Annotated in this window: 14 protein-coding genes; 7 read left to right on the top strand and 7 right to left on the bottom strand. The window is 65.4% G+C overall.

Annotated features, from left to right (window positions below):
- The first annotated feature begins 170 nt into the window (after positions 1–170).
- The 3 genes from dapE to asnB all read left to right on the top strand — a co-directional run bounded on the left by dapE (position 171) and on the right by asnB (position 3,288).
- Complete coding sequence (gene dapE / locus ACCQ03_RS11105; RefSeq protein ID WP_057679644.1) at positions 171–1,301, top strand: succinyl-diaminopimelate desuccinylase; 1,131 nt, start codon at positions 171–173, stop codon at positions 1,299–1,301.
- A 22-nt stretch (positions 1,302–1,323) separates the two neighbouring features.
- Positions 1,324–1,464, top strand: coding sequence for a hypothetical protein (locus ACCQ03_RS11100; RefSeq protein WP_506185208.1), 141 nt, complete (start codon positions 1,324–1,326; stop codon positions 1,462–1,464).
- Between the two features lie 129 nt (positions 1,465–1,593).
- Positions 1,594–3,288: an asparagine synthase B gene (gene asnB / locus ACCQ03_RS11095; RefSeq protein ID WP_209225357.1), complete on the top strand. Its 1,695-nt coding sequence runs from the start codon at positions 1,594–1,596 to the stop codon at positions 3,286–3,288.
- A 66-nt stretch (positions 3,289–3,354) separates the two neighbouring features.
- On the opposite strand, the gene hpaM is transcribed toward asnB, so the two are convergent.
- The 3 genes from hpaM to ACCQ03_RS11080 form a co-directional block, all read right to left on the bottom strand.
- Positions 3,355–4,485 carry a type III secretion-associated outer membrane-bound protein HpaM gene (hpaM, locus tag ACCQ03_RS11090; protein WP_209225355.1) on the bottom strand — a complete coding sequence of 377 codons (1,131 nt, stop codon included), beginning with the start codon at positions 4,483–4,485 and terminating at the stop codon, positions 3,355–3,357.
- Positions 4,486–4,844: 359 nt separating this feature from the next.
- Entirely contained in the window at positions 4,845–6,983 is a 2,139-nt protein-coding gene (locus tag ACCQ03_RS11085) for a TonB-dependent siderophore receptor (protein ID WP_150145752.1), read from the bottom strand.
- Positions 6,984–7,391: 408 nt separating this feature from the next.
- The gene (locus tag ACCQ03_RS11080; RefSeq protein WP_209225353.1) at positions 7,392–9,809 is read right to left on the bottom strand and encodes a penicillin acylase family protein; all 2,418 of its coding nucleotides are present in this window, start codon (positions 9,807–9,809) and stop codon (positions 7,392–7,394) included.
- 146 nt (positions 9,810–9,955) lie between these two features.
- Between ACCQ03_RS11080 and bfr the strand changes: the two genes are divergently transcribed.
- On the top strand, positions 9,956–10,441 hold the full coding sequence (gene bfr / locus ACCQ03_RS11075; RefSeq protein WP_003485327.1) for a bacterioferritin: 486 nt from the start codon (positions 9,956–9,958) through the stop codon (positions 10,439–10,441).
- A gap of 340 nt (positions 10,442–10,781) precedes the next feature.
- On the opposite strand, the gene ACCQ03_RS11070 is transcribed toward bfr, so the two are convergent.
- From ACCQ03_RS11070 to ACCQ03_RS11055, 4 genes are all read right to left on the bottom strand, one after another.
- On the bottom strand, positions 10,782–11,438 hold the full coding sequence (locus tag ACCQ03_RS11070) for a thiopurine S-methyltransferase (protein WP_057679639.1): 657 nt from the start codon (positions 11,436–11,438) through the stop codon (positions 10,782–10,784).
- A 237-nt stretch (positions 11,439–11,675) separates the two neighbouring features.
- The gene (locus tag ACCQ03_RS11065; RefSeq protein WP_057679638.1) at positions 11,676–11,915 is read right to left on the bottom strand and encodes a hypothetical protein; all 240 of its coding nucleotides are present in this window, start codon (positions 11,913–11,915) and stop codon (positions 11,676–11,678) included.
- Between the two features lie 508 nt (positions 11,916–12,423).
- Positions 12,424–14,667, bottom strand: coding sequence for a DNA topoisomerase IV subunit A (gene parC, locus ACCQ03_RS11060; RefSeq protein WP_209228047.1), 2,244 nt, complete (start codon positions 14,665–14,667; stop codon positions 12,424–12,426).
- Positions 14,668–14,728: 61 nt separating this feature from the next.
- Positions 14,729–15,580: an AraC family transcriptional regulator gene (locus ACCQ03_RS11055; protein ID WP_209225349.1), complete on the bottom strand. Its 852-nt coding sequence runs from the start codon at positions 15,578–15,580 to the stop codon at positions 14,729–14,731.
- A 122-nt stretch (positions 15,581–15,702) separates the two neighbouring features.
- Between ACCQ03_RS11055 and ACCQ03_RS11050 the strand changes: the two genes are divergently transcribed.
- Genes ACCQ03_RS11050 through ACCQ03_RS11040 form a run of 3 tightly spaced genes read left to right on the top strand, consistent with a single transcriptional unit; the run spans position 15,703 to position 18,861 of the window.
- Positions 15,703–16,143, top strand: a complete 441-nt coding sequence (locus tag ACCQ03_RS11050) for a MarR family winged helix-turn-helix transcriptional regulator (protein ID WP_017155712.1) — start codon at positions 15,703–15,705, stop codon at positions 16,141–16,143.
- A gap of 23 nt (positions 16,144–16,166) precedes the next feature.
- Entirely contained in the window at positions 16,167–17,657 is a 1,491-nt protein-coding gene (locus tag ACCQ03_RS11045; RefSeq protein ID WP_057678306.1) for an AdeC/AdeK/OprM family multidrug efflux complex outer membrane factor, read from the top strand.
- Positions 17,658–17,667: 10 nt separating this feature from the next.
- Positions 17,668–18,861 (top strand): HlyD family secretion protein, encoded by a 1,194-nt coding sequence (locus tag ACCQ03_RS11040; RefSeq protein WP_057678307.1) that lies wholly within the window; start codon positions 17,668–17,670, stop codon positions 18,859–18,861.
- Positions 18,862–18,866: the final 5 nt, after the last annotated feature.

The raw sequence follows: 18,866 nt of genomic DNA, 5'->3' as shown, positions 1-18,866 counted from the left end.
GCGCCCGCATCGGCTGGGTAAGCGGTTCGATGTCGCACCGGCAATGACGCGAGTACTGCCTGCAAACCGATTCGCTGCCACGACGGCAACTGCGATCAAACCACGCCGATCGATGCAGACGCGCTTTTCTCCATCAACGCCGCGATGCGGCTCTACTGCGGTGACGTTTCATGAGCGATGTGCTGGAGTTGACCTGTGACCTCATTGCACGTGCCTCGGTAACGCCGGCCGATGCCGGTTGCCAGGCCGCAATTGCGCAGCGCCTGCGCGCAGCCGGCTTCGGCTGCGAGCACTTGCGCCTGGGCGAGGTCGAGAATCTGTGGGCAACCCATGGCAGCGGTGCGCCAGTGCTGGTATTGCTCGGGCATACCGATGTGGTGCCGCCGGGCCCGCGCGAGGCGTGGACCAGCGATCCGTTCGATCCGCAGATCCGCGACGGCGTGCTGTATGGGCGTGGTGCCGCGGACATGAAAGGCAGCGTGGCCGCGTTCGTGGTTGCCGCGGAGCAATTCGTCGCTGCCCACCCAACGCACCCCGGCACGCTGGCGGTGCTGTTGACTTCGGACGAAGAGGGCGATGCCATCGATGGCGTGCGCCGGGTTGCCGAGGTGTTTCGCGAACGCGGGCAAGCGATCGACTGGTGCATCACCGGCGAGCCGTCGTCCACCGAGCGCCTGGGCGATCTGTTGCGCGTCGGCCGTCGCGGCAGCCTGTCCGGCACGTTGACCGTGAAAGGTGTGCAGGGGCATGTGGCGTATCCGCACAAGGCGCGCAACCCGATCCATCTGGCAGCGCCTGCGCTGGCCGAACTGGTGGCGCGGCAATGGGACGATGGCTTCGAAAGCTTTCCGCCCACCAGCCTGCAAGTTTCCAACATCCACGCCGGCACCGGCGCCAATAACGTGATTCCTGGCGAGCTGCAGGTGGCCTTCAATCTGCGCTATACGCCGCATTGGGACGCGCCGCGCCTGGAAGCCGAAGTCACCGCACTGCTCGATCGGCATGCGCTGGACTACACGCTGCGCTGGCACCGCAGCGGCGAACCGTTCTACACCCCGGAAGGGCGGTTGCGCAGCGTCGCGCGCGAGGTCTTGGGCGAGTTCGCCGGTGCGCCGCCGGAAGAAAGCACCGGTGGCGGCACTTCCGACGCGCGCTTCATCGCGCCATTGGGCGCGCAATGCATCGAAGTGGGCCCGGTCAATGCCAGCATCCACCAGGTCGACGAGCATGTGCGCGTGGCCGACCTGCAGGCGCTACCGGCGCTGTACCGCAGGTTGATCGAGCGCCTGCTAGTCGAGTGAGCGGACCGCGCAGACGCCGTTGTTGCCGCTGAAACAGTTGCGCCGGTACAACCGAACCGTTAGCGTCGGCGACATGGTCACTCGCCTCGCCAACCTCAATAACGCCAACCGCAACAATCTGCGCGCGAATAATCGTGCGCGGCCGATGCGGGTCTGCGACTAGGCGACGTCCACCAAACGCCCAGGAACCAGAAAAACCCGCATCGGCCGATGCGGGTTTTTTTATGGGTGTCGATCCTTGCAGCACGCTCTCACCGGCCGCCAACCCCCGCAGTTCTTCAGGAGTGTTTCCATGTGTTCCATCTTCGGTATTTTCGGCCTGCAACCTGGTGACGACCTGCAGGCGCTGCGCCGGCAGGCGCTGGAATGCTCGCAGCGCCAGCGGCATCGCGGGCCCGACTGGAGCGGCGTCTACGTCGATACCGGCGCCATCCTGGTGCACGAGCGCCTGGCCATCGTCGATCCGGCGGGCGGCTCGCAACCGTTGCTCTCCGACGACGGGCAGCTCGCCTTGGCGGTCAATGGCGAGATCTACAATCATCGCGAACTCAAGGCGGAACTGCTGCAGCCGTATGCGTTCCAGACCGGCTCCGATTGCGAGGTGATCAATGCGCTGTATCGCGAAGATACGCCGGCCTCGTATCTCAACCGCCTCAACGGGATCTTTGCCTTCGCGCTGTGGGACAAGACACGAGGGCGCGTCATCATCGCGCGTGACCCGATCGGCGTGGTGCCGCTGTACTGGGGACACGACCGCGAAGGCCGTTTGCGGGTGGCGTCGGAACTGAAATCGCTGGTGGACGACTGTGCCGATGCCGCGCAATTTCCGCCGGGTCATTGGTACGACAGCGCCACCGGCGCACTGAGCCGCTACTACGAGCGCGCCTGGCGCGACTATGACGCGGTGGAAGGTGTACAGGTGCAACTGCAGGAATTGCGCGAAGCATTCGAGCGCGCCGTGCACCGTCAGCTCATGACCGATGTGCCGTACGGTGTGTTGCTGTCCGGTGGCCTGGATTCTTCGCTGGTTGCGGCCGTGGCCGCGCGCTACGCCCGTCATCGCATCGAAGAAAACGACATCACCGAGGCCTGGTGGCCACGCTTGCATTCGTTCGCGATCGGCTTGAAGGGTTCGCCAGATCTGGCCGCCGCCGAAGTGGCTGCCGCAGCGCTCGGCACCGTGCATCATGGTTTCGAATACACCTTCGACGAAGGCCTGGATGCATTGCCCGACGTCATTCGCCACATCGAAACCTATGACGTCACCACCATTCGCGCCTCCACGCCGATGTTCTTGCTGGCGCGGCGGATCAAGGCAATGGGCGTCAAGATGGTGCTGTCCGGCGAAGGCAGCGACGAGATCTTCGGCGGCTACCTGTATTTCCATAAGGCGCCGAACGCGCGCGAATTCCACGAAGAGCTGGTACGCAAGCTCGATGCGCTCAACAACTACGATTGCCTGCGCGCGAACAAGTCGATGATGGCCTGGGGCGTGGAGCCACGCGTGCCGTTCCTGGACCGCGAATTCCTGGACGTGGCGATGCGCATGGATGCCGGCTTCAAGATGATCGACAAGACCAGCAGCGGGGCCACGCGTATGGAGAAGGGCGTACTGCGCGAGGCATTTGCCGGCTACCTGCCCGAATCGATCCTGTGGCGTCAGAAAGAGCAGTTCAGCGACGGCGTGGGCTACGGCTGGATCGACGGACTGAAGGCGCATGCGCAGGCGCAGGTGAGCGACCGCGAACTGGCCGCCGCCGACCGACGCTTCCCGGTCAACCCGCCACAGACCAAGGAGGCGTATTTCTATCGCAGTTTGTTCGAGCAGTTTTTCCCCGGTCAGGCGGCGGCGGAAACCGTGCCGGGCGGCAAGTCGATTGCCTGTTCCTCGCCAACGGCGATTGCCTGGGATGCGAGTTTTGCCGCGATGGCCGACCCATCGGGCCGCGCGATTGCCGGGGTGCACGCGCAGGCGCTGGCGTCATAAGGCTGCAGTCACTAAAGCGGCCGGCCTGCATCGCTGCATGGCCGGCCGCTCAGTCAATAGCGCGTCTTATTGCTCGTGACGCACGCAGTACCCATAGCGCTGCGGATCGATATCCACACCGGCCATGTCGGCCTGGTTGTTGCGCCACAGGTTCGGCTTGAAGTCGGCCGAGGTGCAGTTGGCTGCGCGGTCCACGCCGATGGTGTAGGTAAACGGCGTGTTGGCAAAACGGTTGTTCTCGAACACGTTGTCCTGGCTCATGCTGTTGTCCCAGCACAAGATTTCCGGTGTGCGATAACGAATCGCGCAGGCCAGAAACACGCCGGCCACCTTGTTGCCGTCGAATTGATTGTTGCTGAAGCGGTTGCGCCGCGCGTCAGAGAGATAGATCCCCTGGCTGCCGTTGCGCTCGAAACGGTTGTTGCGGATCTCGCTGTCTTCCAGGTGCTCGGTGGTCAAGCCGGCGGCCACGTTGTCGTGGATGTAGTTGTTGACCATCGTGACCTTGGCGGTGCGGTTGAACGAGACGCCGTCCCAGATTGCGCCGGACACATCGTTGTTTTCGATGGTGATCTCGCGGGTGTCGTACTCGCTCAGCAGGCACGCGCTGCGGCACTTGTTGACCTGCAAACCGGCAAGCCGGATCCCTTGTCCGGACCGCACCACCACCGCGCTATTGCTCAGGTAGGGGCGCTCGGGCATGAACTCCTTGTCGCCTGTGCTCGCGACGATCTGCATGTCTTCGATGCTGACGTTGGGGATCACCCCGGTGGGCTGCTGGTTTTCGTAATCGCCGACCACCAGCACCGGCTGCTGCACACCGTCGGCCATGCGCACGACGGTGCTCGGGCCCTGGCCGCGCAGGGTGAAGTTGCCGCGGTGGATCGAGACCAAGCCGTTGAGCGGGAACTCGCCCTTTTCCAGGCAAAGTACCGTCGGTTTGTCGCTCTGCGGCAGTTTGTCGATGGCTTTTTGCAGGTCCTGGCCAGGGCGTACCTTGGCGGTGCAGGCAGCCACAGGCGCATCCGGCGGGCCGGATTTGGCTGGCGGCGCGGCCGAGCAGGCAGTGGCAAACAGCAGTGGCAACAGGGCGGAAACGGAGCGGGCAAGCACAGGCATGCGGATTCCGATCAGTGGGGGGAGAAGGGCGATGTGCGGAGCAGGACTCCAATCGCGACGGGCTCTAGTGTGTCCCACCGAACGTTAAGTTCCAGCCCATGCGCAGCCGCGCGATTCGGCGCAGGTTCATTACGTTGCTGCAGTCGAGGCTGTTTTTCCCATCCGAGAAGCCGCTGCGTTGACCGGCATCACATTGCGAACGCTGTCGTCAGCGCTCGATGCATCTTGCATTGAACAGATTCGCAGTTCCACGCCACGACTTGCGCCCGTCTTCAACGATGTTGCGCATGCAGGTGGTCGTGCGGTGTCAGACGCCGTGTGTCTTTCCAAACACGAGCAACACGTATTTGGAGCAGGTGGCAGCCGCATGCGCGATGCGCTGTGCACGTCGATCGCCCAGCTTGCCGGTGGCGTGCCACATACCCGCTGCGCGCTGGTCAGAAGCTGTAAGCCAGCTGCACGTAGATGCGACGCGGCTCGCCGGGGAAGTGCCCGGCGCGCGTATTGAACCCGCTTACCGCATAGACCTTGTCGAACAGGTTCTTGACGTTGATCTGCAGCTTCCACGCGTCCCACTGCGTCTGCCAGCTGATGTCGTAAATGGCATACGGTTTGACGCGTTGGCCATCCAGGCTGACGCGTTCGCCCACGTAGTCGGCACCGAAGGCGATCGCCGAGCGCCACATCGGCAGGTCGTAGCGCGTCCACAGGCCGAAGGTGTTGCGCGGTGCATTGGCGAAGCGATCGCCAGAGGCATTGGTGATGCCGTTGGTGCCTGCATCGAGCACGCGTGCATCGTTGTAGGCATAAGTGAGATTGAGTACCCAGCGCTTGGTCAGGTCGGCCAGCAGGTCGACTTCCAACCCTTCGCTGCGCACCAAGCCAAGCGCAGAGAGTTGATTGACGCCGTCGACGACGCGCCCGTTCGCCTGCACGATATTGCTGCGCTCGATGCGGTACAGCGCCGTGTTGAGGGTGAGTCCGCCATCATTGAGCGCAGTCTTCAGGCCCACTTCCCATTGCGTGCTGCGTTCCGGTGCGAACGGGCCGCCCACGCTGCTGTCCTGATTGGCCGCGTCCTGCGGCAGGAAACCGCTGGCATAGCTTGCGTAGGCATTGATGCCGTCGCGTAACACCACGGTGCTGCCGACGCGCCAACTGAGATCGTTGCCGGTGACGTGCGAGCCACTCAGCAGGTCGTCGTCCTTGAAGCCGTCCCAGCGTAACCCGGCCATTGCATACCAGCGCGGCGTCAGCGTGAGTTCGTCCTGCAGATAGGCGCCATAGCGTTGACTGCGCGTGCTGGTGGCACGCCAGGGCAGGGCATCCAAACCGTAATCGTAGAAGCCGCTGCGGCCGTACACCGGGTTGAACAAATCGATGCCAGGCACCGGGCCACGCACGCGTCCGCTGTCGGCGGTGTTGGCGGTTTGCGCGCGGAAATCCGCGTCCAGGCGGTAGTAGTCCGCGCCCATCAGCAGCTTGTGGTCGATCGCCCCGGTACTGGTGCGGAATATCGCGTTGACGTTGCTGGAGATCGCATCGTTGTCGCGGTATTGATTGCGCAGCTGCCGGGTCATCCACTCGGCGGTGCCGTCGCGATCGCGGTCGATCAAGCCCATCGGCTCGTGATAGATCTGATGCTCCTGGTTTTTGAACCAGCGCAGCGCCATGTCCACGTCCCACGCGTTGGACGGCGCAAACCGATACTGCGCAAGCGCCACCTTGGCACGCATGTCCAGGAAATCGGTGGGTTCGTTGTGGTTCCAGCGCCGGTCGGTGAGGAAGTTGCCGTCGTTATCGACCGGTACGCCGCGCAACCGGTTGCCGCCCAGGTTTTGGGTGATGTCGATGTATTGCAGGGTGAGCTCGCCGGTATCGCCGAGATCGAAGGCCACCGACGCATCGCCGATCTGGCTCTGGCTGTCGGTATTCCAACGAAACCCGTCTTCGCCATCGGCATAGGCGCCGATGCGGTAACGGATGCGGCCATCTGCGCGCGCAGGGCCGGTGGCCTCGAACGAGGCTGCACCGAAGGATTGATTGCCCAGCTGCAGTTCGATGCGGCGCGCCGCCTGATGAGCGGGTTTGCGCGTGACGTAGTTGATCACACCCCCGGGTTCGCCACCGCCGTACAGCGCACCGGCTGGACCCTTGAGCACTTCCACGCGTTCGATGTTGAACAGCTGCGGCACCGAGAACCCGGCATACGGGTCGCCGCGCAGGCCGTCGTACAGCACGTTTTCCTGGCGGAAACCGCGCAAGGTCACGCCGGCATAGCTGAAGAAGCTGATGCCGCTGATGCTGCGATACAGATCGGTGATCTGCCGCGCAGCCTGGTCGTCGATCAACTCGCGCGGCAGCACCTGCACCGACTGAGGCACCAGCGCCAGCGGGGTATCGGTACGCGTGGCAACGGCTGCGTCTTCGGACTTGTAGAGCGTCTGCGCACGGCCGACGACATCCACGCTATCCAGCTCGGTCACGGCCGGCGAGGTTGTGTGTTGAGCCAAGGCGGGAAGGGCGTGCAGGGCGAGCGCAGCGGCAAGCGCGGTGACAAGAAGCGTGGGGCGCATTGGTCACTAATGGGAATGGTTATCAAGTGCATCTTAGCATGATGTGTTTGCTCGATCACGGAGACGGGATGCTGGGCGCCATGGTCGATGGCGTCTGCGCGCCCGTGTGCGGATGCAACCATGCGACGCGAAGATGCGGAGCGCGGAGACGCACAAGGCATGCGTGCGCAGCTTCCTTCTCCTGCCGAACAGTGTCCCGCTCATGCGGGAGAAGGTGCCCGAAGGGCGGACGAGGGTATGTGCGAGGCCCCATGCACGCGCGAAGAGGTCCACACACACTCATGGTGTGTGATGGGCGTACCCTCACCCCAACCCCTCTTCCAAGGGGAGAGGGGCTTGAAGCGGCGATGCCGTTGACGTCTTCGTCCTGCTGCGCTGGACGCGGCGCAGCAGCGTTGCCGCCCGCTGTTACTGCGGACGCAAGTGCAGCGTGTAACGCGTGGCAGTGGGCAAAAATGGTGTGGGTCTGCCATGCACCCAATCGTCGTGTCCTGCGCCCCAGAACGGCGAGAACGGGTGGCCGCTCTGGCCGCCGGGCATGTGCACGATGCCGTCCTGCTCGTGGCCGGGCGAGACCACCATGCGCTCGGAGGCGCCAAAGGCCGGGCCTTGCACACGCGGCATGTCGCGGTCGCCCGGCAGTTGATCGGGCGGCATGCAGAGCCAACGCTTGGCCAGGGCGGGCAGTGCACGCGCGATGGGGTGGCAGATGGCGGCAGTATTGCGCTGGCCCCAGGTGTGCTGGCCGCGCGGTTCGCTTTGTGCGTCTTCGGCAGTCACGTCTGACTGCGCACTGCGCGCAGCATCTTCGAGCAACTGGTCCCAGCTTGCGGCGGCGGGCGGTAGCAGGTTGGCTGGGCGCTGTTGCAGCAACGGCCAGACGATGCCCTCCAGTTGCGCACGACGTGGCGGCAGGAACTCCTCCCCAAGCGCGGCTTTTGCCGGCGCCAGCAGGCCGGCTTCCACCGCCTCGATGGTCTTGCTGCGAAATTCGCGCACGATGCGATAGCTGGCCGAGCCAGTCGATGCGCGCCCATCCCAGTCGCGCGTGGCGTATGCGACCTGTTGTAGTGCCGGGTCCTTGCTGTGCTCGACCACGCTACGCAACAGGTGCCACCAGCGCGTGAGCAGCACGGCGCGATCGTCGAGCTGGATGGTCAGCAGGTCGCGTTCGTTGAAGCGCTGCTTTGCGAAAAGATCATCGCGAATCTGCCGTGCCCGCGCGCCAAGGTCGTAACCTGCGTTGCCAAGCGTTGCCAGTTGCTGCGTATCGACGATACGGTTGTTGGCGGTCCAGAGCCGGTGCGATGGCGGATCGATCAACGCCGGCGCAGCGTCGCTGCGCAGCGACCATGGCAGGCAGGTGCCAGACATCGAAGGCGCTGCAGCCAGCTCTGCAGCTGCGCCGGATGCTGCCTCAGGCGCGGGCGTCGATGTCGCCAATTCGGCAATCCCGCTCGGGCCGCACCCGGTGTTGCGCGCGGGGCGCGCGCCGATCAGGCGCCAGGCGATGCGTCCGCTGCGATCGGCAAGCAACAGGTTCTGCGCCGGAATGCCGGAGCGGTCGGCCACCGCGAACGCCGCCTGCAGATCGCCCGCTGTGCTCATCTGGGCGAAGTCCAGCCGGATCGCACCGGGCAACTGCGCTGCCCAACGCAATGCCAGCGCGCTGCCGTCGGCATTGACGTGCAGCAGCGGTCCCCACGCCGCTTCGCGGACCTCGAACTGCACCGGCGCTGCGCCCGCCACGCGGATGGTTTCCACATGCGTGGTCAGTGCTTGCGGGTGACCCGGTGTGGGTGCAGGAATGCGCGCGAAATCCGCAGTGTCGATATAGCTGTTGGTAAACGCCCACGCCACATGCCCGTTGCTGCCCACGACCACCGCCGGCAGACCCGGCAGCGTGAATCCGGTGACATCCACCTTGCCATCGGGCGCGTTGCTGTCTGCATAGCGCAGGCGTGCGCGGAACCAGATATTGGGCGCACGCAGGCCCAGGTGCATGTCGTCGGCAACGATGGCGCGGCCGTCGGCGGTGAGGCTGCCGTCTACCGCGAAGTTGTTGCTGCCCGGCGTCGGCGTTTCCGCGTGCGGCGCGGCAGGCGGATGCGGTAGACGGCGTAGATCCAGCGCGTCCGCATCCGGCAAGCGGGCGTCGCCCTGTGGCGGTCCGAACAATGGCGCGTCCCAACTGGAGCCCTGATGATCGAGCAGCGCCGCCAGCGCAGGCGGCACCACGGCACGGATGCGTGCGGCGGCCAGTTCGGTCTGGTTGTCGCTGTCCTGCAGGTCCGCGTACATCGCAAGGCCGCTGAGGATGGAGTCCTCCAGCGTCCATGCGCGCGGTGTCTGGCGCAGCAGCAGATAGGGCCAGGGCCGTACGCGCAGTGCCGCCAGTCCTGCGTTGACGCCATCGGTATACGCTTGCAATGCGGCGCGCTGGCTGCCGGTGGCGATATCCAGGCTGGCCTGCACGCGCGCACGCAGACGGTGCACGCGGTTGCGCTTGTCCAGGTCCACGGCCTTGGCGCCAAACAGCTCGGACAACTCGCCGGCCGGTGCGCGGCGCATCAGGTCCATCTCGAAATAGCGTTCCTGCGCATGCACGTAGCCGAGCGCACGCATCGCATCAAGCTGGTTTGCTGCCTCGATGGTGACCACGCCCAGCCGGTCGCGCTGCACGCTGACCGGCGCAGCCAGGCCGCCGAGCGCGCTGTCGCCGTCCAACTGCGGCAGGCTGCCGCGCATCAACAGATACAGCCCCAGGCTGGCCGCCAGGACCAGCAACACGATTCCCAGCAGCAGCCGGCCCAGCCATTTACGCATTGTCGGTTCCTTGGACCCCAGTGAAGTGTGGCCGGCGGACATGACCGTGGCGGGTCTGGCCGCAAGCGCAACTGAAAGTGATTCCGATTAGATCATTGCCCGGCGGCTTAGGGCACCATGCGCGCACTGCGTCGCTGGAGCACACCATGAAAGGCCATCCCGAAGTCGTCGATTACCTCAAGCAGCTGCTGCGCGGTGAATTGGCGGCCCGCGATCAATATTTCCTGCATTCGCGCCGGTACGAGGATCAGGGCCTGATGGCGCTGTATGAGCGCATCAACCATGAGATGGAGGAGGAAACCGAGCACGCCGACGCGCTGTTGCGGCGCATCCTGTTCCTGGAAGGCGACCCGGACATGCGCCCGGCCGAATTCACCCCCGGCAAGACCGTGGTCGAAATGCTCGAGCGCGACCTGGTTGTCGAGTACGAAGTGCGCGCTGCGCTCGCTGCCGGCATGAAGCTGTGCGAAGAGCATGGCGACTACGTCAGCCGCGACGTGTTGCTCAAGCAGTTGCAGGACACCGAAGAAGATCATGCGTGGTGGCTGGAGCAGCAGCTTGGCCTGATCAAGCGCATCGGGCTGGAGCTGTACCAGACCTCGAAGATCGACAAGGGCCACGTCGCCGGTTGAGTGGCGAGTGGCGTGGCAGACGCGGTGTGGCGCTCGGCGAGGCGGAGCGTTGCGCTGCCCATCAGGGAGCGCTGGGCAGGGCCGTTCTTCTTGCACAGCAGAGGCGCTGACCGGCTGGGGCAAGTTGCCTGGGTTGATCAGTACAGGGTCGTTTCGCGGGAGCGCCGTGCGGGCGCCGGGACGCAGGGCGTCAACGATGGCGCGTAGCTGGCTTCGCGTGGCACGCGCCTGGAGCGACGCACTGGGCCCGAACGTCGGCAACCCGAGGTCGCTGCCGCATTAGCGCCAGCCAGTGCAGCGTCAGGCCCGGGACATGGGCCGCGCGTTACCCCGCCGGCACTCAGCAGCGTTGCAGGCGATAGACCGCAGTGGTCAGTGCGGTGACGCCCTCGGCGCGAAAACGTGGTTCCTGCTCGAGGATGTCGCGCTGTTCCAGCTGCTGCACCTGCCACTGCGCATCGAACAGCGCATGCACTTCGGCGGCATCCACCGCGAAGGGTGGGCCGGCTTTTTCGGCCTGCGGATAGTCCAGGGTGATCAGCAGCCCACCGCAACCGGCCGGCAGGCGCGCGTAGGTCGTGTGCAGATACTGCCGGCGCAGTTCGGCAGGCAATGCCACCAGTGCTGCACGGTCATACACCGCCATGCAATCGGCCAGCACGCTGCGATCGAGTGCGAACGCGTCGCCACAGATGATCTCGATGGGGCCGGCGATGAAATGCTCGCCGGCGCTGCTGGTGTGGCGCTGCGGCTGCAGGCCCGCTTCGGCGAAGAATTGCGTCACGGCCAGCGGCGACAGCTCCACGCCCAGGACACGATGGCCTTGCGCAGCCAGCCAGTGCATGTCCAGTGTCTTGCCGCACAGCGGTACCAGCACGCGTGCCGCATGTGGCAGCTGCAGTGCGGGCCAGTGCTTCTGCAGCAGCGGCATGACCTCGTCCTGATGAAAGCCTGTCTGTCCGTCGTGCCAGCGTTGCAGCCAGAAGTCTGTATCCATGGTCTCGTCGTGTTGGTGCAGCCCAGTGTGGTACCGCGCTTAAGATAAAACGCGCCAGTCTACGCGGCGCGGCAGGGGGCTCAGTATTGCGGGTGATGGAGTTGGCTTTGCGGCCAGGCGCATCGATCAGATCGCCGGCTGCGTGGTTGCATGCTGGGAGGGGCCACAGAACTATGTTCGCTGCGTCAGTTCAGACGCTACAGCACTTGCCGGAATCAAATCGCGTGACGGGGTGATTCAACTGACTGGTAGACGCGCGATGAGCCGCAGTCCCTCTGCATCGGCGCAGGCCTGATCGTAATGAACCAGGCCACAAAAGTCCGTGTCGACCATGATGCCGTGACCAAGATAGTTCCAGCTCTCGTGGCCTTGAAGATGATCGGCTGTGTCCATGCAGGCAACGACAGTCCCGCGGTAGCGCGTGTCGATCTCGATCAGATCACCGGCTTTTGCTTCCTGGCCATCCGCGTACAGCATTGAACCTCCCAGCCAAGACAACGCAGTGCGGTGCGTGGGTGATCCGCGCCTTGGCGGGCTGAGGGCGATTGCAGGTCAGCCGCGCCGCCGCGCGCGGTGAGTGGATGCCGTTACTGCACTTCCAGCCCATCGACTTTTTGCCGCGCCTCAGCAGACCGCGGAGACCCCAGTGTCAGTCGCGCCGCCGCGCGCGATGAGTGGATGACCGTTACTGCACCTCCAGTCCATCCACCTTCTGCCGCGCCTCAGCAGCTTGAGGCGATAGCAATGCCAGTCGCGCCGCCGCGCGCCAGACGAGTGAATTACCGTCACTGCACCTCCAGTCCATCCACCTTCTGCCGCGCCTCAGCAGCTTGAGGCGATAGCAATGTCAGTCGCGCCGCCGCGCGCCAGACGAGTGAATCACCGTCACTGCACCTCCAGTCCATCCACCTTCTGCCGCGCCTCAGCAGCTTGAGGCGATAGCAATGCCAGTCGCGCCGCCGCGCGCCAGACGAGTGAATCACCGTCACTGCACCTCCAGTCCATCCACCTTCTGCCACCCTCTTGGCAACAACGACCCACGGCTCGCACGTGCGCCCACATACGTGTCCAGGTCCTTGAACGACAGGCTCATGGTGCGTGCGCCGCTGCGTACCAGCAGCGTGTTGCCCGGGGCGACCGCCACCACGGCCACCACCCGTTCGGTGCCGAGCTTGGCCTTGGGGATCTCGATGATCTTGTTGCCTTTGCCCTTGTCCAGCTCGGGCACGTCGGTTGCAGGCACCGCGAGCAGATTGCCGGCGCTGGTCACCGCGACGATGCGATCGGTTTGCGGGTTGCTGACCTGGGCCGGCGTCAGCACATGCGATCCGGTGGTCAGGTTGAGCATGGCCTTGCCGGCCTTGTTGCGGCCGGTGAGGTTTTCGAAACGGGTGACGAAGCCGTAGCCGTGCGAGGACGCCAGCACGAAGCGGGCGGCGTTGTCGGCACTGGCCATGACCTGGAACGCCGCGCCAGACGCCGGCGAGAACCGCCCGGTCAGCGGCTCGCCGTTACCGCGCGCCGAGGGCAGGGTGTGCACGGCGGTGGAATAGGCGCGGCCGTCCGAATCCAGGAACGCCACCTGGTGCGTGCTGCGGCTGCGGACCGCCGCCAGCAGGCCATCGCCATCGCGGTAGGACATGCCGGCCGGGTCGACTTCGTGCCCCTTGGCCGCGCGAACCCAGCCCTTTTGCGACAGCACCACGGTCATCGGTTCGCTGGCCACCATTTCGGTTTCGTCGATGGCTTGCGCGGCGCCGCGCTGCACCAGCGGCGAACGACGCGCATCGCCGAACTTCTTGGCGTCGGCAGTCAGTTCGTCCTTGATCAGCTTCTTCAACTTGGTCTTGCTTTCCAGGATCGCCATGATCTGCGCGCGTTCCTTGGCGAGCGCTTCCTGTTCGCCGCGGATCTTCATTTCTTCCAGGCGCGCCAGTTGGCGCAGCTTGGTTTCCAGAATGTATTCGGCCTGTTCTTCGCTCAGCGCGAAGCGCGAGATCAGCACCGGCTTGGGTTCGTCTTCGCTGCGGACGATGCGGATCACTTCGTCCAGGTTGAGGAAGGCGATCAACAAGCCTTCCAACAGGTGCAGGCGACGCTCGACCTTCTGCAGGCGGTGGTTGAGGCGGCGGGTCACCGTATCGCTGCGGAAGCTCAGCCATTCGCTCAGCAGGTGCTTGAGGTTCTTGACCTGCGGGCGGCCGTCCAGGCCGATCACGTTGAGGTTGACGCGGTAGCTGCGCTCAAGGTCGGTGGTGACGAACAAATGGCCCATCAACTGCTCGGCATCCACGCGGTTGGAGCGCGGCACCAGCACCACCCGCACCGGGCTGGTGTGGTCGGATTCGTCGCGGATGTCTTCCAGCCACGGCAGCTTCTTGGCACGCATCTGCTGGGCGATCTGCTCGATCACCTTGGACGGGGAGACCTGGTAGGGCAGCGCATCGATGACGATGTTGGCGTGCTCTTTCTTGTAGGTGGCGCGTGCGCGCACGCTGCCGTGACCGGTTTCGTAGATGTTCCGCAGGTCCGCAGCCGGCGTGATGATCTCGGCGGTGGTCGGGTAATCCGGGCCCAGAACGTGCTCGCACAGGTCGGCGACGCTGGCATCGGGATCATCGAGCAGCCGCAGCAATGCGCTGACGATCTCGTTGAGATTGTGCGGCGGCACGTCGGTGGCCATGCCCACCGCAATGCCGGTGGTGCCGTTGAGCAGCAGATGCGGCAGGCGTGCCGGCAACCAGGTGGGTTCTTCCAGGGTGCCGTCGAAGTTGGGCGCCCAGTCGGTCGTGCCCTGGCCAAGCTCGCCCAGCAGCACTTCGGCGATCGGGGTCAGCTTGGACTCGGTATAGCGCATCGCGGCGAACGACTTTGGGTCGTCGGTGGAGCCGAAGTTGCCCTGGCCTTCGATCAGCGGATAGCGGTAGGAGAACGGCTGCGCCATCAGCACCAGCGCCTCATAGCAGGCGCTGTCGCCGTGCGGGTGGTACTTACCGATCACATCGCCCACGGTACGCGCGGATTTCTTCGGCTTGGCGGCGGCATTCAGGCCCAGCTCGCTCATCGCGTAGACGATGCGGCGCTGCACCGGCTTCAGGCCGTCGCCCAGGTACGGCAGGGCGCGGTCGAGCACCACGTACATCGAGTAGTCGAGATAGGCGCGTTCGGCGTACTCGCGCAGCGGCAGCTGTTCGAAGCCGTGGAAGGTGGGGCGGGTCAGATTGGTCATGTAAAGCCAGGTCCTGCGTGAAGAGGAACCCACGCCGGGGCGCGGGCTCGAAGAGCGCCGATTATCCGGATGCGGCGGGGGATGCCAAGCCGCGCGCATGCGAGCCGGCCAGATAACGGGCGGGCGGGGCGCCGAAATGGCGGTGGAACACGCTGACGAAGGCGCTGGGGCTGCTGTAGCCAAGCTGGTCGGCCACCTGCGCCACCGCATGGCCCTGGCTCAGCCGCCGCAGGCCCTCGGTCAGACGGGCCTGCTGCCGCCACTGCGCAAAGCTCAGGCCGGTCTCGTCGCGAAAATGCCGGCTCAAGCTGCGCGGCGACAATCCGCCCCAGTCGGCCCAGGCGTCCAGCGGGCGCGGGTCGGCGGGCGTGTTGAGCAACTGGCGGGCGATCCGCAGCAGCCGGCGGTCGGCGGGCATCGGCAGGTGCAGGTGGTCGATCTGCACCTGGCATAGCTCGTCCAGCAGCACCGCAGCCAGGCGTTGCTGGGCGGTATCCAGGGGCTGATCCAGCGGCCAGCTGGCGGCCCGCATGATGGCCTCGCGGGCCAGACCGGTCAGCCGGATCACCCCGCCTTGCGCAGGCAGGGCGGCGCAGGCATCCGGTCGCACAACCACGCCCCAGCCGCGCATCGGCCCGGCCAGCTCCACGGTGTGCTGCTGCCCGGGCGGCAGCCAGCCGGCGCAACCCGGTGGCAGCGACAAGGCGCCTTGTTCGGTATGCACGGTGAGCACGCCATGTTCCACATACATCAGCTGGCCGCGGACATGCGCGTGCCAGGCGGTTTCCGGCGCCCACACCTCGCGCAGTTCGGCCAGGAACGCGATCAGCACGGGCCCATCGGCCTTTTCGAAACTGGCGCGTATGCCGGGCGGCAATGCGTCGATCTGGGTTGGCGGGTTTTCGATACTCATTGGCCGAATTGTATTACCGAGCCAGCGCGCACGCCGCGTAAGGTGGCGATCCTTGCGTGCGGTTTAATCCCTGGCGGGATAATTGCGTTGACAAATATATTTTTCGGAACAAAATGTGCCGCATGAATGTTTCGTCTTCCGCCGCGCCGTCGTTCGGCCTGTTGCTGCGTCAGGTGCGCGATGCGCTGATGCGCCAGCTCGATGCCGAGATGAAGGGCGAACTGCCCGATTTCGGCTTCAGCCATTACGTAGGCCTGAAGATCTTGGCGGTGCGCTCGCCGTGCACGGCCAACGAACTGGCGCTGGCGCTGGACCAGACCCCGAGCGCGGTGACCCGCCTGCTCGACAAGCTCGAAGCGCTGGGCGCGGTGCGGCGTGAGCCGCATGCGCAGGACCGGCGCGCGCTGCAGATCGTCATGACCGAGCAGGGCGTGGCGCTCTGGGAGCGGCTGCGCCTGCGCGGCGAACGCGCCATCGAGCACGGCCTGCGCGACCTGTCCGCGGCCGAGCGCGAACTTCTCACCTCACTTCTTATCCGTGTCCGCGATGCACTCAACTCATGAACGCTGCTAGTTCCCCGACCCAGATGCTGCGCCCGCGCTCGATGCGCCTGGCGCAGCCGCTCGTTATCACCGCCCTGGCACTGGCGTTGGCCGCCTGCGCCAGCAGCCGTGGCCTGAATCCGCAGGGCGCCGTGCTGGATCCCGGCACGCTGCATGCAGAGCGCACCCTGGCGCAGCAAACCGCGCTGAGTCCGGCCGCGTGGCCGGCCAGCGACTGGTGGCGCGCGCTGGGCGATGCGCAGCTGGACGCGCTGATCGCCGAAGGCCTGCAGCACAGCCCCAGCCTCGCTGCGGCGGATGCGCGCCTGCAGCAGGCGCAGGCGCGTATCGGCAGTGCACAGGCCGAACGCGGCCCCAGCCTCTCGGTGTCCGGCGGCTACACCGGCCTGCAACTGCCTGAATCCATGGTCGGCGAAGAGCTCGGCGGCAGCTACGGCGGCAGCGCGCAGGTCGTGCTGGATTTCCGCTACGGCATCGATCTGTGGGGTGGCAAGCGCAGCGCGTGGGAAGCGGCAGTGGACCAGGCGCATGCGGCCGAAGTGGATGCGCAGGCGGCACGATTGAACCTGTCGTCGGCGATTGCCGAAGGCTATGCGCAGCTCGCGTACGCGTGGAGCCTGCACGACCTGGCCAACGACGAATTGAGCCGTGCGCAGAAGACCCTGGAGCTGACCCGGCAACGCCGCAGCGCCGGCATCGACAGCGAATTGCAGGTGCGCCAGGCGCAAGCGCGGGTGCCGGCCGCGCAACAGCAGCTGCAATCGGCGCAGCAGCAGATCGACGAAGCCCGCACCGCATTGGCAGCCTTGCTCGGGCAGGGCCCGGATCGCGGTCTGGACATCGCCCGTCCTGCACTCGCTGCGGGCATCGCCACGCAGTTGCCGAGCATGCTGCCGGCCGACCTGCTGGGTCGTCGCCCGGACGTGGTGGCGGCGCGTTGGCGCGTGGAGGCGGCCGACAAGGACATCGCAGTCGCCAAGACCCGCTTCTATCCCAGCCTCAACCTCACCGCATTGGGCGGTGTGATCAATCCGGATGTGGGCAAGCTGCTGGAAAGCGGCTCGGTGTTCGGTCTGGTTGCGCCGGCGCTCAGCCTGCCGATCTTCGACGGCGGCAAGCTGCGCGCCAACCTGGCCGGCAGCGATGCGCAATACGACCTGGCCGTGGCCGACTACAACCAGAAAGTGATCGCGGCGCTGCGCGAAGTGGCCGACCAGGTCACCGCCGTGCGTTCGCTGGAGCAACGCGCACAAGCGCAGAACGATGCCGTGCAGACCGCCACGGCCGCCTTCGAGCTGGCCCAGCAGCGTTACCGCGCCGGCATCGGCAGCTATCTGGAAGTGCTCAGCGTGCAAGAGCAGTTGCTCGTCGCACGCCAACGTATGGCCGGGCTGCAGTCGCAACAACTTCTGGCCTCGGTGAGGTTGCAGCGTGCGCTGGGCGGCGGATTCACGCCGCAGCCCTCACGCGACACCGCCCACACCGCGCCCACTTCCGCACAACCGAATTCCTGAGACATCGACGATGAGCCAGACGACTTCAACTTCTCCTCAACCCGCACCGGCTGCGCCCAGCAAGCGCCGCGCTGCGCTGCGTATCGTGGCCATCGTGGTGATCCTGGCGATCATCGGCCTGGTGGTGTGGTACTTGCTGGTCGGCCGTTGGCACGAAGACACCGACGACGCGTATGTGCAGGGCAACCAGGTGCAGATCACCCCGATGGTGGGCGGTACCGTGGTCAGCATCGGCGCCGAAGACGGCATGCGTGTGGAGCGCGGCCAGTTGCTGGTGCAGCTGGATCCGGCCGATACCGAGGTCGCCTTGCAGCAGGCCGAAGCCAACCTGGCCAAGACCGTGCGTCAGGTGCGCGGTCTGTATCGCACCGTGGAAGGTGCGCAAGCCGAGTTGTCCGCACGCGAAGTCACGCTGCGCAGTGCGCGCTCGGACTTTGCACGGCGCAAGGACCTGGCCGCCACTGGCGCCATCTCCAATGAAGAACTGGCGCATGCCCGCGACGAACTGGCCGCCGCCGAAGCGGCCGTGAGCGGCTCGCGCGAGAGCTTGGAGCGTAACCGTGCATTGGTGGACGACAGTGCGGTGGCCAACCAGCCGGACGTGCAGACCGCCGCCGCACAACTGCGTCAGGCGTATTTGAATCATGCGCGCACCGGCGTGGTGGCGCCGGTGTCCGGGTATGTCGCACGGCGCTCGGCGCAGGTTGGTCAGCGTGTGCAGCCGGGCAGTGTGTTGATGGCGGTGGTGCCGCTGGAGCAGGTGTGGGTGGAAGCTAATTTCAAGGAAACCCAGCTCAAGCACATGCGCCTGGGCCAGGAGGTGGAACTGCATTCTGATCTGTACGGCGGTGGCGTGGATTACACCGGTCGCATCGAGAGCCTTGGCCTGGGGACCGGCAGCGCGTTCTCGCTGTTGCCGGCGCAGAACGCCAGCGGCAACTGGATCAAGATCGTGCAGCGCGTGCCGGTCCGCATTGCAGTGGATGCCAAGCAGCTGGCCAGCAATCCGCTGCGGATTGGCCTGTCGATGAAGGTCGATGTGAACCTGCACGATCAGCAGGGCAGCGTGCTGCCGACCAAGGTCGCCAACGGCGCGGTATTTTCCACTGACGTGTATGCGCAGCAGCTCAAGGCTGCCGACGCCGACATCCAACGCATCATCCAGGACAACCTGCCCTCGCAGGCTGCCAGCAAGGCGGGCTAAGCCAC

This window comes from Xanthomonas sp. NCPPB 3569 (assembly GCF_041475645.2).
Classification (GTDB): domain Bacteria; phylum Pseudomonadota; class Gammaproteobacteria; order Xanthomonadales; family Xanthomonadaceae; genus Xanthomonas; species Xanthomonas phaseoli.
The sequence above is the reverse complement of the archived record's forward strand: the minus strand, read 5'-3'. Positions and strand labels throughout refer to the sequence as shown.

Bases quoted from the DNA above. Each gene is read 5' to 3' on its own strand.
- dapE (WP_057679644.1), top strand. From the start codon at position 171: ATGAGCGATGTGCTGGAGTTGACCTGTGACCTCATTGCACGTGCCTCG.
- asnB (WP_209225357.1), top strand. From the start codon at position 1,594: ATGTGTTCCATCTTCGGTATTTTCGGCCTGCAACCTGGTGACGACCTG.
- ACCQ03_RS11085 (WP_150145752.1), bottom strand. From the start codon at position 6,983: ATGCGCCCCACGCTTCTTGTCACCGCGCTTGCCGCTGCGCTCGCCCTG.
- ACCQ03_RS11080 (WP_209225353.1), bottom strand. From the start codon at position 9,809: ATGCGTAAATGGCTGGGCCGGCTGCTGCTGGGAATCGTGTTGCTGGTC.
- bfr (WP_003485327.1), top strand. From the start codon at position 9,956: ATGAAAGGCCATCCCGAAGTCGTCGATTACCTCAAGCAGCTGCTGCGC.
- ACCQ03_RS11070 (WP_057679639.1), bottom strand. From the start codon at position 11,438: ATGGATACAGACTTCTGGCTGCAACGCTGGCACGACGGACAGACAGGC.
- ACCQ03_RS11065 (WP_057679638.1), bottom strand. From the start codon at position 11,915: ATGCTGTACGCGGATGGCCAGGAAGCAAAAGCCGGTGATCTGATCGAG.
- parC (WP_209228047.1), bottom strand. From the start codon at position 14,667: ATGACCAATCTGACCCGCCCCACCTTCCACGGCTTCGAACAGCTGCCG.
- ACCQ03_RS11055 (WP_209225349.1), bottom strand. From the start codon at position 15,580: ATGAGTATCGAAAACCCGCCAACCCAGATCGACGCATTGCCGCCCGGC.
- ACCQ03_RS11050 (WP_017155712.1), top strand. From the start codon at position 15,703: ATGAATGTTTCGTCTTCCGCCGCGCCGTCGTTCGGCCTGTTGCTGCGT.
- ACCQ03_RS11045 (WP_057678306.1), top strand. From the start codon at position 16,167: ATGCTGCGCCCGCGCTCGATGCGCCTGGCGCAGCCGCTCGTTATCACC.
- ACCQ03_RS11040 (WP_057678307.1), top strand. From the start codon at position 17,668: ATGAGCCAGACGACTTCAACTTCTCCTCAACCCGCACCGGCTGCGCCC.